This is a genomic window from Streptomyces viridochromogenes (assembly GCF_001270495.1).
GTDB classification, from domain to species: domain Bacteria; phylum Actinomycetota; class Actinomycetes; order Streptomycetales; family Streptomycetaceae; genus Streptomyces; species Streptomyces viridochromogenes_A.
In genome coordinates, this window is sequence record NZ_LGUR01000017.1 from 1 (window position 1) to 13,640 (window position 13,640).

Annotated in this window: 12 protein-coding genes and 1 pseudogene; 8 read left to right on the top strand and 5 right to left on the bottom strand. The window is 72.1% G+C overall.

Going from position 1 to position 13,640, the window contains the following annotated elements:
* The 3 genes from ADK36_RS04560 to ADK36_RS04570 all read left to right on the top strand — a co-directional run.
* On the top strand, positions 1 to 384 hold a 384-nt coding region (locus tag ADK36_RS04560; protein WP_276525830.1), incomplete at its 5' end, for a glycine betaine ABC transporter substrate-binding protein.
* A gap of 529 nt (positions 385 to 913) precedes the next feature.
* A complete protein-coding gene (locus tag ADK36_RS04565) occupies positions 914 to 1,483 on the top strand; it encodes a helix-turn-helix domain-containing protein (protein WP_048587258.1) in 570 nt (189 codons plus the stop codon).
* Complete coding sequence (locus ADK36_RS04570) at positions 1,483 to 2,202, top strand: helical backbone metal receptor (RefSeq protein ID WP_048587259.1); 720 nt, start codon at positions 1,483 to 1,485, stop codon at positions 2,200 to 2,202. The genes ADK36_RS04565 and ADK36_RS04570 overlap by 1 nt, the downstream gene beginning before the upstream one ends.
* Here the strand turns inward: ADK36_RS04570 and ADK36_RS04575 are convergent.
* Positions 2,114 to 3,238 (bottom strand): TDT family transporter, encoded by a 1,125-nt coding sequence (locus tag ADK36_RS04575; RefSeq protein WP_053196455.1) that lies wholly within the window; start codon positions 3,236 to 3,238, stop codon positions 2,114 to 2,116. The genes ADK36_RS04570 and ADK36_RS04575 overlap by 89 nt on opposite strands.
* 70 nt (positions 3,239 to 3,308) lie before the next feature.
* Between ADK36_RS04575 and ADK36_RS04580 the strand changes: the two genes are divergently transcribed.
* A complete protein-coding gene (locus tag ADK36_RS04580) occupies positions 3,309 to 4,232 on the top strand; it encodes a LysR family transcriptional regulator (RefSeq protein WP_048587261.1) in 924 nt (307 codons plus the stop codon).
* A gap of 163 nt (positions 4,233 to 4,395) precedes the next feature.
* Here the strand turns inward: ADK36_RS04580 and ADK36_RS04585 are convergent, their stop codons facing one another.
* From ADK36_RS04585 to ADK36_RS04595, 3 genes are all read right to left on the bottom strand, one after another.
* Positions 4,396 to 5,085 carry a gamma-glutamyl-gamma-aminobutyrate hydrolase family protein gene (locus ADK36_RS04585; RefSeq protein WP_234329671.1) on the bottom strand — a complete coding sequence of 230 codons (690 nt, stop codon included), beginning with the start codon at positions 5,083 to 5,085 and terminating at the stop codon, positions 4,396 to 4,398.
* A 22-nt stretch (positions 5,086 to 5,107) separates the two neighbouring features.
* Positions 5,108 to 6,550: an ethanolamine permease gene (eat, locus tag ADK36_RS04590; RefSeq protein ID WP_048587263.1), complete on the bottom strand. Its 1,443-nt coding sequence runs from the start codon at positions 6,548 to 6,550 to the stop codon at positions 5,108 to 5,110.
* 193 nt (positions 6,551 to 6,743) lie between these two features.
* Complete coding sequence (locus tag ADK36_RS04595) at positions 6,744 to 7,493, bottom strand: FadR/GntR family transcriptional regulator (protein ID WP_048587264.1); 750 nt, start codon at positions 7,491 to 7,493, stop codon at positions 6,744 to 6,746.
* An 87-nt stretch (positions 7,494 to 7,580) separates the two neighbouring features.
* On the opposite strand from ADK36_RS04595, the gene ADK36_RS04600 reads away from it, so the two are divergent.
* From ADK36_RS04600 to ADK36_RS04615, 4 genes and pseudogenes are all read left to right on the top strand, one after another.
* A complete protein-coding gene (locus ADK36_RS04600) occupies positions 7,581 to 8,951 on the top strand; it encodes a glutamine synthetase family protein (protein ID WP_048587265.1) in 1,371 nt (456 codons plus the stop codon).
* Between the two features lie 8 nt (positions 8,952 to 8,959).
* Complete coding sequence (locus ADK36_RS04605; RefSeq protein WP_048587266.1) at positions 8,960 to 10,333, top strand: aldehyde dehydrogenase family protein; 1,374 nt, start codon at positions 8,960 to 8,962, stop codon at positions 10,331 to 10,333.
* Entirely contained in the window at positions 10,330 to 11,112 is a 783-nt protein-coding gene (locus ADK36_RS04610) for a 3-oxoacyl-ACP reductase (protein ID WP_048587267.1), read from the top strand. Before ADK36_RS04605 ends, ADK36_RS04610 begins: the two co-directional genes overlap by 4 nt.
* Before the next feature lie 26 nt (positions 11,113 to 11,138).
* A pseudogene (locus ADK36_RS04615) lies at positions 11,139 to 12,061 on the top strand (DUF2510 domain-containing protein).
* A gap of 16 nt (positions 12,062 to 12,077) precedes the next feature.
* On the opposite strand, the gene ADK36_RS04620 reads toward ADK36_RS04615, so the two are convergent.
* A complete protein-coding gene (locus tag ADK36_RS04620) occupies positions 12,078 to 13,280 on the bottom strand; it encodes an amino acid deaminase/aldolase (protein ID WP_048587269.1) in 1,203 nt (400 codons plus the stop codon).
* Between the last annotated feature and the right edge of the window lie 360 nt (positions 13,281 to 13,640).

A 13,640-nucleotide genomic window follows, 5' to 3' on the forward strand; every position in this document is an offset into this window, starting at 1 on the left:
GAGGGCGAGTACAAGGTGGTGTCGTCGAGTACGTCGTCGATGCTGGCGGAGCTGGACCGGTCGATCAAGAAGCGTGAGCCGGTGGTGGTCACGCTGTGGACGCCGCACTGGGCGTACGGCAAGTACGACCTCAGGAAGCTCAAGGACCCCGAGGGCGCCTGGGGCAAGGGCGAGCAGATCCACACGGTGGCCAAGAAGGACTTCGGCCAGGAGTTCCCCGAACTGAGCGGTTGGCTCAAGAACTTCAAGCTGACCGAGGAGCAACTCGCCTCCCTGGAGGTGGAGATCCAGAAGGGCGGCGCCGGGAACGAGAAGGAATCCGCGCGCCGTTGGATGGACGCCCACCCCGGGATCGAGGACGAGCTGGCGCCTGTGGCGGGATAGCCCCGCGGCCCCTGACGTAGACACGGGCAGGGCCACGGGCAAGAACACAGGCAGGGAAAGAGGCAGAGACAGACGGCACCGGGTGTGGGATCCACGCATACGTGGATTCCACACCCGGTGCCGTTCGGGTCACCGCCGCCGTGGTCCGGTCCGAGACCTGCCCGTGACTACAACAAGGATCCGGCCAACCACAGAGCGCTACGCCACCACCCGAGCCCCGCACCCTTGGCCGGGCGCTCCACCCGCGCCCACCAGGGAACACAGGAGGCCGCCGCACCAGGGAAACGAACACGGGATAATGGTGCTGATCGAGAGTCAGCGGTGGCGCGCGGGCGGCCGGCGCGTCCGGGCAGCCGGTCCGGCTGGCGCGAACCGATGGGTCGTACTCCCCCTGACGTGTCGTCGATGTGCCGGGCGCATGAAACGGTTTGCCGAACATGCGTAGGGTGCAGAGAACTCAACAGAAGGTGTGCGCCGGGCGACGGGCGCGAGGACAGCGGACCGACGAGCGAAGGAGGGAGCCGGAGCGATGGGCGACCACAAAGAACAGCCCCTTCGGGTGGGCGCGGCCGTGCGGCGGCGCCGCCGCGCGCTGGAGCTCACCCTCGCTGTCGTGGCCGAGCGCAGCGGCCTCTCGGTGCCCTTCCTGAGCCAGGTCGAGAACGACCGGGCGCGCCCGAGCAGGAGCTCCCTCGAAAAGGTCGCCGACGCGTTGCGTACGACCGCTGTCGAACTCCTCGCCGCCGCCGACCCGGCGTGCAGCGTCGACGTGGTGCGGGCCGAGGCCACCGAGCTGGCGCCGGAACCACGGGCGCGTTCCCTGGTGCGGGGCCACCATCAGATGCACGCCTCGGAGTTCACCGGCGACCATGACGCGGGCCGTGAATTCCAGTACCGCAACGACCAGTTGATGTATGTCGCGGACGGTGCGGTGGAGATCGAGGCGGAGGGCCGGGCCTACCGCCTCGGCCGGGGCGACACCCTGTACCTCACGGGCGGTGTGCGCCACCGCTGGCGGGCGACCGTGCCGGACACGAGGGTGGTCGTCGTGGCGGTGGCGGAGCACATCGAGGCGGTCCGGGACCGGCGCGGGCGCTGATGCGCGTCGTCTCCCTGGTGCCGTCCCTGACGGAGGCCGTGGCCGTCTCGGCCCCGGGCGCCCTGGTCGGCGCGACGGACTGGTGCACCCACCCGGCCGACCTGGACGTCACCCGCGTCGGCGGCACCAAGAACCCCGACCTCGACCGGATCCTCACCCTCACGCCCGACCTGGTGATCGCCAACGAGGAGGAGAACCGCGAGCCCGACCTCGCCGCCCTGCGCACGGCCGGCGTCGAGGTCCTGGTCACCGAGGTGCGGGACGTACCGCAGGCATTCCGCGAGCTGACGCGCGTGCTGGACGCCTGCGGGGTGACGGCCCGCCCGCGCTGGCTGGACGAGGCGGAGGAGACCTGGTCGTCGCTGCCGGTTCCGTCCCTCCGTACGACGGCGGTGGTCCCGGTCTGGCGGCGCCCCTGGATGGTCCTCGGCCGCGACACCTTCGCGGGTGACGTCCTGGCCCGCCTCGGCGTGGACCACCTGTACGCGGCGCACGAGGACCGCTACCCGCGCGTCCCCCTGGACGACCTGCGGGCGGCAGCCCCGGACGTCGTGGTCCTCCCCGACGAGCCGTACCGCTTCACGGCCGACGACGGCCCGGAGGCGTTCCCCGGTCTGCCCTGTGCGCTGGTCAGTGGACGGCACCTGACGTGGTACGGGCCGTCACTGGCCGAGGCGCCGCGGGTGCTGTCCGAGGCGCTGCGAGCAGGGTGCCGTTGAGCAGGCCGTGGGCGGTGCGCACGGCGGCGACGGTCCAGGCGCCGACCAGCACGCCGTACAGCCCGACGGCGAGCCCCTCGTACACGACGAGTCCGGTGTGGCGGGCCAGTGCCTCGGCGCCGGTGACACAGGTACCCACCGGGAAGGTGAACGCCCACCACGTCATCGTGAAGCCCATGCCGTGCCGCCGGGCGCGCAGGACGTGGGCGGTGGCGAGCCCGGCCCACAGCAGGGCGAAGCCCATGACGGGCACGCCGTAGAGGACGGCGAGCACGTCGAAGCCGTCGCTGTACGGGGCCGGGAGCGCGCCGGGCGCGACGTCCGCGAACATGCCGACGGCGGTGGTGGACTGCCCGAGCGGGCCCAGCACCAGGCACAGGGTCGGGGTGAGAGCGAGGGGGAGCGGCCCGCCGGTGACCAGACGGGCGAAGACCAGCGGCAGCATCAGCAGCGTGCCGAGCAGACTGAGCCCGAACATCGCGAAGCAGGCGAGGAGCAGCGTCTCCCGGGCCTGCCCGGGCGGCAGATGCGGCACCAGCAGCGGCCCGAGCGCCGCGGACACCATGGGGGCGACGAGGGGCAGCAGCCACACGGGCGTGGCCTGTGACGGTTCCGCGCGATGGCGTACGGCCATGAGGTACGGGACGGCGACGGCGGCCGCCAGCCCGACGGCCGTACCGGCGCTGAACAGCACGGCGTCGAGTACGACCGCCGCCTCGCCGCCGATCCAGTCCCGGCCGACGGTGATCGCGCCGCCGCCGACGGCCAGCAGGGCCATGGCCAGGCAGCCGTAGAAGGGCGCCGTGGCCGGGTCGAGGAGATGGGCGCGGGCCTGGTCGCGGTGATGGGTCCAGTGCAGGGCGCGGGCGGCGAGGAGGGCGAGGAGCAGGACGAGGGAGAGCGCCCAGACGGCCGTGCAGGCGGTACGCAGGCCGGGGACGTGGACCGGTAGCCCGGCTCCGGCGGTGGCGACGGCGGCGGTGCCCATGACGGCGGCGTACCAGTTGGGACCGAGATGACGGACGGCGGTGACCATGGAATCAGCGTCGCGCCGGCTGTCATCTCCCACCAGGGAGTCCGCCTCTATGGCGACATAAACTGGGCTTATGACTCAGGCGGCGGAGGGGCAGTTTCGCGCGGGATCCCTGGCACATCGCGTCCCGGATCTCGGCGCGCTGGAGCTGTTGCTGGCGGTGGCCCGGCTCGGCAGTCTCGGTGGGGCGGCCCGTGAGCTGGGGATCACTCAGCCGGCGGCGAGCAGCCGGGTCCGGTCGATGGAACGCCAGCTGGGGGTGGCGCTGGTGGACAGGTCACCGAGGGGATCCCGGCTCACGGACGCCGGGGCGCTGGTGACGGACTGGGCGCGGCGCGTCGTGGAGGCGGCGGAGGCGTTCGACGCGGGGGCGCAGGCGTTGCGGGACCGGCGGGACTCGCGGTTGCGGGTGGCGGCGAGCATGACGATCGCGGAGTACCTGCTGCCGGGGTGGCTCCTCGCCCTGCGCGCCCAGCGGCCGGACACGGCGGTGTCTCTGCTCGCCGGGAACTCGGCGGCGGTGGCGGAGCGGTTGCTGGCGGACGAGGCGGATCTCGGGTTTGTGGAGGGGCTGACCGTCCCGACCGGGCTGGACTCCGTGGTCATCGCCCATGACCGCCTGATCGTGGTGACGGCGCCGGGGCATGCCTGGTCGCGTCGGCGACGGCCGCTGGAGGCGTCGGAGCTGGCGGTGACCCCGTTGATCCTTCGGGAGAAGGGTTCGGGTACGCGGCAGGTTCTGGATGTGGCGCTGGGTGGGCTGGCGCGGCCGTTGATCGAGTTGTCGTCCACGACGGCGGTGAAGGCGGCCGCGGTGAGTGGGGCGGGGCCGGCGGTGCTGAGTGAACTCGCGGTGGGGGAGGAGCTGTCGATGCGGCGGCTGGTGAGTGTGCCGCTCGCGGACGTGTCGCTGGCGCGGGACCTGCGAGCGGTGTGGCCGACGGGCCACCGCCCGGTGGGCCCCGCCCGGGATCTGCTGTCCCTGACCCGGGGCTAGTGGGCTCCGCCCCGGACCCCGCTCCTCAAACGCCGGAGGGGCTGGATTCGCCAGGCGTTTTCAGCCCGTCCGGCGTTTGAGGACGAGGCCCGAAGGGCCAATGCGGGGGTCTGGGGCCCCCAGGGATGGGACGGGTAGGGGCGGCGGGGGCGGACATCGCAGGTCAGGCGGCAGCCGCTTGTACCAAGCCCCGCATCACCCGCAGATCCTCTCCCATCTCCGGATGCCACTGCACTCCCAGCACCCACCCCCCGGAGGCCAGTTCCACCGCCTCCACCGTCCCGTCCCCCGCGTACGCCGACGCGACCAGCCCCTCGCCGAGGCGATCCACGGCCTGATGGTGGTAGGTGGGTACCGAGGTCTCCTCGGGGACGACCTCGGCGTACAGACTCCCCGGCACCGGCTTCACGGCATGGCTGCCGAAGACGCCCACGGCCTCTGCATGCCCGTCGATGTGCTGGACGAGCGTGCCGCCGAGGGCGACGTTCAGGAGCTGCATGCCCCGGCAGATCCCCAGAAGCGGGACGCCGGCGGCCAACGCCGCGTCGATCAGGGCCAGCTCCCACGCGTCCCGCGCCCGCGCCGGCGGCCCGGTGCGGGGGTGCCGCTCGGCGCCGTACCGTACGGGCTCCACATCGGGGCCACCCGCGATGACCAGCCCGTCCAGCCGGGCGACGGCCGCCAAGGCGTGCTCCGGGTCGTCCGGCGGAAGCATCGCGGCCAGACCCCCCACCCGCTGCACCAGCCGGGGATAACCGGCCGGCAGCAGCGCCGCGTCCAGCTCCCACACGCCCCAGCGCGCACCCGACTCCAGATAGGTGCTGACACCGATCAACGGCCTGGCCACAGAGATTCCCTCACTCTCGACGACGCGCTCAGTCCCGTGCCAACTCTGCCTCGGCCGCCGCCAGCGCCGCGAACTCCTCCTCCGGCGCCTTCGCCACCAGACGCTTACGGCTGTACAGACCGAAGTAGGCGATCGCCACCACGTACACCACCAGCGCGATCACCGCCGCCGTCACGTCCACCAGGAACGTGGCCACCAGCGCCGCGCACGCCAGCACCAGGGCGACCGAGGAGGTCAGCACCCCGCCCGGCGTACGGTACGGCCGCGGGAGTTCGGGCTCGCGGCGGCGCAGCACGATGTGCGACAGCGACATCAGGGCGTACGAGATGGTGGCGCCGAAGACCGCGATGTTCAGCATGCGGGCGCCGTTGCCGGACACCGCCGCGAGCAGGAAGCCGATCGTGCCGGGCACCAGCAGGCCCAGGTACGGGGCCTTGCGGCGGCTGGTGAGGGAGAGGAAGCGGGGCAGATAGCCCGCGCGGGACAGGGCGAACAGCTGGCGCGACCCCGCGTAGATCAGGGAGAAGAACGACGCCACCAGGCCCGCGAGACCGGCGTAATTCACGATCCGGCTGAGCGTCGTGGCCTCGCCGTTCGGCTGGAGCGCCTCGACCAGCGGGTTGCCCGCCTCCTGGATCGCCGCGGAACCGCGTGCCCCGGCGGCCGCGAAGAAGGTGACCACCGCGAGCACCACCAGGATGCCCATCGACCAGCGGATGGCCTTGGGAAGCGTACGCGCCGGATCCCTGGTCTCCTCGGCGGCCAGCGGCACGCCCTCCACGCCCAGGAAGAACCACATGCCGAAGGGGAACGCCGCCCAGATGCCGAGCAGGCCGAAGGGCAGCCAGGAGCTCGATCCCGCCGCCGACGTGTCGACCGGGATGTCGTCCAGCGATCCCACCGAGAAGTCCGGCAGCGCCGCCAGCGCGAACACGATCAGGGCCACCACCGCGATGCCGGTGACGACGAAGCTGAAGCGCAGTGCCTCGCCGACGCCCCAGAGGTGGATGCCGAGGAAGATCGCGAAGCAGACCAGGTACACCGGCCAGCCGGACTCCAGGCCGAACAGGCCCAGCGACTCGACGTAGTCGCCGATGAAGATGACGATGGCGGCGGGCGCGAGGACGTACTCGATGAGGATCGCCGTACCGGTGAGGAAGCCGCCCCAGGGGCCCAGCGCCCGCCGGGCGAAGCCGTAGCCGCCGCCCGCCGTGGGCAGGATCGAGGACAGCTCGGCGAGGGCGAAGACCATGCAGGCGTACATCGCGCCCATGAGGACCATGGCGATCGCCAGGCCCCCGAAGCCGCCTTCGGCCAGACCGAAGTTCCAGCCCGAGTAGTCGCCGGAGACGACGTAGGCGACACCGAGGCCGGTCAGCAGCACCCAGCCGGCGCTGCCGCGGCGCAGGGTTCTGCGTTCCAGATAGTCGTCCGCCTCGGCGGCGGGTGTACCGGTGGATTGCTCGGACATGGGCAGACTCCCCACGGGGCGGCGGACAGGAGTTCTTTCCGGGCACGGTGGGGTCGACCGAGCTCCGGCTCAATGGAGTGGATCCATACCTTTGCGGGGTCGGCGGGGGAAGGCAATACCCCTGCGTTAATCGCCCGTAAATCCCTGCTCACCCCGGGCCGACGCGAACCCCGCTCAACCCGGGAGCGCGGGCTCAGCCCAGGAAGCCCCGCAGCAGCGCCGCCGTCCCCCCGCAGTGCTCGCGCATGATCTCCCGCGCACACTCCGCGTTGCCCTCGATCACGGCCTCCACCAGGGCCGCGTGCTGCCGCTGCGAGTGCTCCAGGTTGCGCACCAGGAGCGGAATGCAGTCGAGCAGGTCGTTGACCGTCGCACGTACGGCCGCGTACTGGGCGGTGAGCGTGGGGGAGCCGGACAGCTCGGCCAGCGTCAGGTGCAGCAGGGTGTCCAGGCGGCGGTACTCGGCCAGCGGGGCGTCGTGCGTGCGCGCCAGCGCCTCGCGGAGCCGGTCGGTCTGCTCCCCGTCCAGCCCGTGCGCCGCGCACAGCCCGGCCGCGCCCACCTCCAACACCTCGCGGAAGCGCAGCGTGTCCTCGACGTCGACGTCCTTCAGGCGGCGCCGCAGCTCCTCCTCGCCGGGGGTCACGGGGCGCGGCAGCACGAACGTTCCGCCGTAGCGCCCGCGCCGCGACTCGACCAGGCCCTGGTCCTGGAGGACCTTCAGTACCTCGCGCAGCGTCACCCGACTGATCCCCAGCCGGTCCGCCAGCTCGCGCTCCGCCGGCAGCCGCTCGCCGCCCGGCACCAGACCGAGCCGGACGACCTGGAGGATCTGCTCCAGGGCCTCCTCGAAGCCGTTGCCGGCCCGCACCGGCCGCAGCACCGACGCCAGCCGGTCGTCGTCGGCTCCGGGCGTCCCGTGCTCCGCGTCCGCCTGCGACATATGGCCGGACCCCCTTCCCAATCAATGGTCCTGCGCAATACCTTATGGCTCCCGGCTGACCGAAGTAAGCCGATTGGAGGCTCTCCCGTGGCAGACCGCACACCCCCGCTGAGCGTCGAGGAGCTGCACGCCCTCGTCGCCGGCGGTGAGATCGACACTGTCGTCCTGGCCTTCCCCGACATGCAAGGGCGGCTCCAGGGCAAGCGGTTCGCCGCACGCTTCTTCCTCGACGAGGTGCTCCACCACGGCACCGAGGGCTGCAACTACCTCCTCGCCGTCGACACCGAGATGAACACCGTCGACGGGTACGCCATGTCCTCCTGGGACCGTGGCTACGGCGACTTCGCCATGCACCCGGACCTGGCCACGCTCCGCCGCGTCCCCTGGAACGCCGGTACGGCCATGCTCGTCGCCGACCTCGCCTGGAGCGACGGCTCGCCCGTGGTCGCCGCGCCCCGCCAGATCCTGCGCCGCCAGCTGGAGCGCCTCGCCGAGCACGGCTACACGGCCAAGGTCGGCACCGAGCTGGAGTTCATCGTCTTCAAGGACACCTACGAGCAGGCCTGGGACGCCAACTACAGAGGGCTCACGCCGGCCAACCAGTACAACATCGACTACTCGGTGCTGGGGACCGGGCGGATCGAGCCGCTGCTGCGCCGCATCCGCAACGAGATGGCGGGCGCCGGCCTCACCGTCGAGTCCGCGAAGGGGGAGTGCAACCCCGGCCAGCACGAGATCGCCTTCAAGTACGACGACGCCCTGGTCACCTGCGACCAGCACGCCATCTACAAGACCGGCACCAAGGAGATCGCCGCTCAGGAGGGCGTCTCGATCACCTTCATGGCCAAGTACAACGAGCGCGAGGGCAACTCCTGCCACATCCACCTCTCGCTCGCCGACGCAGACGGCGACAACGTCATGGCGGGAACCTCGGCCGACCCCGGCGGCATGTCCGAGGTCATGCGGCACTTCCTCGCCGGACAGCTGGCGGCCCTCCGGGACTTCTCCCTGCTCTACGCCCCCAACATCAACTCCTACAAGCGGTTCCAGCCCGGCTCCTTCGCCCCGACCGCGGTCGCCTGGGGCCACGACAACCGCACCTGCGCCCTGCGCGTCGTCGGCCACGGCCGCTCGATGCGCTTCGAGAACCGGCTCCCCGGCGGCGACGTCAACCCGCACCTGGCCGTCGCCGGACTGGTCGCGGCCGGCCTCTACGGCATCGAGCACAAGCTGGAGCTGCCCGAGGCCTGCGCCGGCAACGCCTACGCCGCCGACTTCGAACACGTCCCGACCACGCTCCGCGAGGCCGCCGAGCTCTGGGAGAACAGCCCGATCGCCAAGGCCGCCTTCGGCGACGAGGTCGTCGCGCACTACCGCAACATGGCGCGCGTCGAGCTGGACGCCTTCGACGCCGCGGTCACCGACTGGGAGCTGCGCCGCTCCTTCGAACGCATGTGAGGCCCTCTTTGTCCGACCAGCTCCAGGTACTGAATCCGGCCACCGAAGAGGTCGTCGCCACCGTCCCGGCCGCCACCGCGGCCGACGTGGACGCCGCCGTCGTACGGGCCACGAGGGCACAGTCCGGATGGGCCGCCCTCGCGCCCGGCGAACGCGCCCGGCTGCTGCGCCGGTTCGCCGTCGCCGTCGACGAACACCTCGAAGAACTCGCCCAGCTGGAGGTCCGCGAGGCCGGGCACACCGTCGGCAACGCCCGCTGGGAGGCGGGCAACGTACGCGACCTGCTCGACTACGCGGCCGGGGGAGTTGAACGGCTGACCGGACGCCAGATCCCGGTCCCCGGCGGCCTGAACGTCACCATCCTCGAACCGCTCGGCGTCGTCGGGGTCATCGCGCCCTGGAACTTCCCGATGCCGATCGCGGCCTGGGGCACGGCCCCGGCGCTCGCCGCCGGCAACGCGGTCCTCCTCAAGCCCGCCGAGACGACCCCGCTGACGGCTCTGCGGCTGGCGGAGCTCGCCCTGGAGGCGGGGCTGCCCGAGGGGCTGTTCCAGGTGCTGCCCGGCCACGGCGCCGTCGCGGGCAACGCCCTCGTCGAGCACCCCGGCGTCGCGAAGATCGTCTTCACCGGGTCGACGGCCGTCGGCAAACAGGTGCTGGCGAAGGGCTCGGCGCTCCTCAAGCGCGTCACCCTCGAACTCGGCGGCAAGAGCCCCAACATCGTCTTCGCCGACGCGGACCTCGAGGCCGCCGCGGCCGCCACTCCCATGTCCTTCCTCGACAACTCCGGCCAGGACTGCTGCGCCCGCACCCGCATCCTCGTCCAGCGCTCGGCCCACGACCGCTTCATGGAGCTGCTCGGCCCCGCGATCGAGGCGGTGACGGTCGGCGACCCGGCCGACGAGAAGACCGACATGGGTCCGCTGATCTCCAGGGTCCAGCTGGACCGGGTCCGTTCGTACGTCACCGACGACCTCGACGGCATCCGCGGCAAGGCCCCCGGGGGCCCCGGCTTCTGGTTCCCGCCGACCGTCCTCACCGGCGTCGACGCACGCGCGCGCGTGGCCGTCGAGGAGGTCTTCGGCCCCGTGGCCGTAGTGCTCCCCTTCGAGGACGAGGCGGAGGCCGTGGCCCTCGCCAACGCCACCGACTACGGGCTCTCCGGCTCCATCTGGACCCGGGACGTCGGCCGCGCGCTGCGCGTCTCCCAGGCGGTCCGGGCCGGCAACCTGTCCGTCAACTCCCACTCCAGCGTCCGCTACTGGACCCCCTTCGGCGGCTTCAAGCAGTCCGGCATCGGCCGCGAGCTCGGCCCGGACGCCCTGACCGCCTTCACCGAAACCAAGAACGTCTTCATCAGCACGGAAGGCCCCGCACAGTGACCGAAGCAAACGTGTGCCGTCGCCTCGTCGGCCGTACGGCCGTCATCACCGGAGCCGGCAGCGGCATCGGCCTCGCCACCGCCCGCCGCCTCGCCTCCGAGGGCGCCCACGTCGTCTGCGGCGACATCGACGAACAGCGCGGCAAGGCCGCCGCCGAGGAACTGGGCGGGATCTTCGTCAAGGTCGACGTCACCGACCCCGAGCAGGTCGAAGCGCTGTTCAAGACGGCGTACGACACCTACGGCAGCGTCGACATCGCCTTCAACAACGCCGGTATCTCGCCGCCCGACGACGACTCCATCCTGGAGACCGGCCTGGAGGCATGGAAGCGCGTCCAGGAGGTCAACCTCACCTCCGTCTACCTGTGCTGCAAGGCCGCCATCCCCTACATGCGGCAGCAGGGCAAGGGCTCCATCATCAACACGGCGTCCTTCGTGGCCAGGATGGGCGCCGCCACGTCCCAGATCTCGTACACGGCCTCCAAGGGCGGTGTCCTCGCCATGTCCCGCGAACTGGGCGTGCAGTTCGCCCGCGACGGCATCCGGGTCAACGCCCTGTGCCCGGGACCGGTCAACACCCCCCTCCTCCAGGAGCTGTTCGCCAAGGACCCGGAGCGCGCCGCACGCCGTCTCGTCCACATCCCGGTCGGCCGTTTCGCCGAGGCCGAGGAGATCGCCGCCGCCGTCGCCTTCCTGGCCAGCGACGACTCCTCGTTCGTGAACGCCACCGACTTCCTGGTCGACGGCGGAATCTCCGGGGCGTACGTCACACCGCTCTAGGCCGCCCTACAGTGGCCGGGATGAGCATGACACCGCCGCCCGGCTGGTACCGCGACCCCAAGGCCCCGCACCTGGAGCGCTGGTGGGACGGAACGGCCTGGACCGAGCACCGGCGCGCTCCCGAGACCTCGGGACCGCCGGTGCCGCCGGCGCCCGGTGCGTCGGCGCCGGTGCCGCCGTCCGCCGGTGCCGACGCCGCGGGGCGGCGGTCCAAGGTCGTCGCCCTCACCGCCGCCGGAGCCGTCCTGGTCACCGCGATCGTCACCGGCGCGATCGTCCTCGGCAAGGACGACGGCGCGGAGGCGAACACCGCGCCCACGCTCGCGACCTCGGACCCCACGTCCAGCGAGCCGGCCACCGACACGACCGCCCCGACGCCGACCCCCACCCCGTCCGAGTCCGCTTCGGAGCCCTCCGCCGACGACCCGGCCGTCGTGGTGGACCAGCTCAACGGCATCACCCTGCCGTTGCTCACCGGCTGGGTCAGGCCGCGGAACGTCACCGAGGCCGACGTCCTCATGACCACGGACGGCACCTACGAATGCCCCGGCGACCGCGGCTACTGCCGACACGGCACGGTCAGCTCGCGCACGGCGAGAGCGGGTGACGGCACCTCCCCCGAGGCGCTCGCCAAGGCCGACATCCAGGACGCGGCCGACGACGCCTACGACCGCGACAGCATCGGCCGGCGCCCTTCGGCGGCATCGAGTCCCACCAGGTCGTCAAGTCCGGCCCGGCCCAGGTCGGGGGCCGCGCCGGCTACTTCGTGCGCTGGCGGGTCAGGACGGCCGAGGGACCGGGCGGCTACGTCCAGTCGCTCGCCTTCCCGTCCCGCGTCGGCACCGAGGCGCCGGTCATCGTCCGCTACGCCTTCGACGCGGGCGAGGACGGGCCACCACTGGCCGACATGGACCGCCTGACCAGAGGCATCCGGTCCACCTCGGACTGAGCGACGCGGAGCGTGGCTACAGGAACGTCCGGCCCTCGCCCCGGTACGTCGGCACCGCCGCCGTCACCGCGTCGCCCTCGACGAGATGCAGCGTGTCGAACCGCTCGCACAGCTCACCGGCCTTGGCGTGCCGGAACCACACCTTGTCGCCGAGCAGCAGATCGTCGGCGGGGGAGCCCATCAGCGGCGTCTGCACCTCGCCGGGACCCTCCTGGGGGTCGTACCGCAGGCCCTCCGGCAGATACGGCACCGGCAGCCGGTCGGGTCCCGCCGCACCCGAGGCCGGATACCCGCCGCCCAGGACGGTCACCACCCCGACCCCCGGCCGGCGCACGACAGGCTGGGCGAACAGCGCGGCCGGACGCCCGCTGAAGGACGTGTAGTTGTCGAACAGCCGCGGCACATACAGCCCCGACCCGGCCCCGATCTCCGTGACGCAGTCCTCGGCGGCCGTGAACTGCACACTGCCCGTCCCGCCGCCGTTGACGAACTCCAGCCCCGGCGCGACGGCCCGGACGGCCCGCACCACCGCGGCCCGCCGCTCGGCGAGCTCCCGACGGGCGGCGGACTGCATCAGCCGTACGGCACGCGACCGCAGCGGCCGTCCCGCCACGGAGTCCCCGACCCCGGCGATATGCCCCTCGTACGCCATGATCCCGACCACCTCGAACCCCGGTCGCCGGGCGACGAGCCGGGCCATGTCGGCGACCTGCGTGGGGGAGTGCAGTGGCGAACGCCGGGCGCCGACGCGCACCCGCCCGCCGAGCAGCTTCAGCGAGGTGTCCAACTCCAGGCAGACGCGCACCACTTCCCGCCCGCCGTCCCGGGCCTCGTCGATGAGCCGGAGCTGAGCCGGATCGTCGATCATCACGGTGACGGCGGAGGCGAGCTTGGGATCACTCGTCAGCTCGGCGAAACCGGCCTTGTCGGCGGACGGGTACGCGAGCATGACGTCGTCGAACCCGGAGCGCGCCAGCCACAGGGACTCGGCGAGGGTGAAGGACATCAGGCCCGCGAAGCCGTCCTTGGCGAGGACGCGTTCGAGCAGGGCCCGGCAGCGTACGGACTTACTGGCCACACGGATCGGCTTCCCGCCGGCCCGGCGCACGAGATCGTCCGCGTTGGCGTCGAAGGCCTCCAGGTCCACGATCGCGAGAGGGGCGTCGAGATGGGCGGTGGCCCGGTCGTAACGGGCCCGGTCGGCGGCGCGCGCAGTCATGAACGAAGCCTGCCATGCAGGATTACCGCAGGGTAGGGGGATGTTCCGGGCAGATGCACACGGGCTCCCGGACTGGTTCCCGTTCGCCCGGGGTCAACCCGTAGAGTGACGCGCACGCATGTGGGGAACGTTTCCGGGCGCACATCCCGCCGGGATGACGCTCCTCCTGTGCGGGTATGCGTGCCTGGTCGGACGAGTCCGTGCCGGGCCGGGCGGGGAACACGGAACAACGGCCCGCGTACGAGATCGGGCCCGGGACATGAGGAAACGGGGGGTGCATGAGCACGGAAGCGCGGCGCGCCCCCGTACCCCCACGCCCGGGGACACCCCCACCGCCTTCCGTCCCACCCCGCCCGACGG

Excerpts from the sequence above, each read along its gene's own strand:
- ADK36_RS04620 (WP_048587269.1), bottom strand. The coding sequence starts at position 13,280 with ATGACTGCGCGCGCCGCCGACCGGGCCCGTTACGACCGGGCCACCGCC.
- eat (WP_048587263.1), bottom strand. The coding sequence starts at position 6,550 with ATGTCCGAGCAATCCACCGGTACACCCGCCGCCGAGGCGGACGACTAT.
- ADK36_RS04565 (WP_048587258.1), top strand. The coding sequence starts at position 914 with ATGGGCGACCACAAAGAACAGCCCCTTCGGGTGGGCGCGGCCGTGCGG.
- ADK36_RS04575 (WP_053196455.1), bottom strand. The coding sequence starts at position 3,238 with ATGGTCACCGCCGTCCGTCATCTCGGTCCCAACTGGTACGCCGCCGTC.
- ADK36_RS04580 (WP_048587261.1), top strand. The coding sequence starts at position 3,309 with ATGACTCAGGCGGCGGAGGGGCAGTTTCGCGCGGGATCCCTGGCACAT.
- ADK36_RS04570 (WP_048587259.1), top strand. The coding sequence starts at position 1,483 with ATGCGCGTCGTCTCCCTGGTGCCGTCCCTGACGGAGGCCGTGGCCGTC.
- ADK36_RS04595 (WP_048587264.1), bottom strand. The coding sequence starts at position 7,493 with ATGTCGCAGGCGGACGCGGAGCACGGGACGCCCGGAGCCGACGACGAC.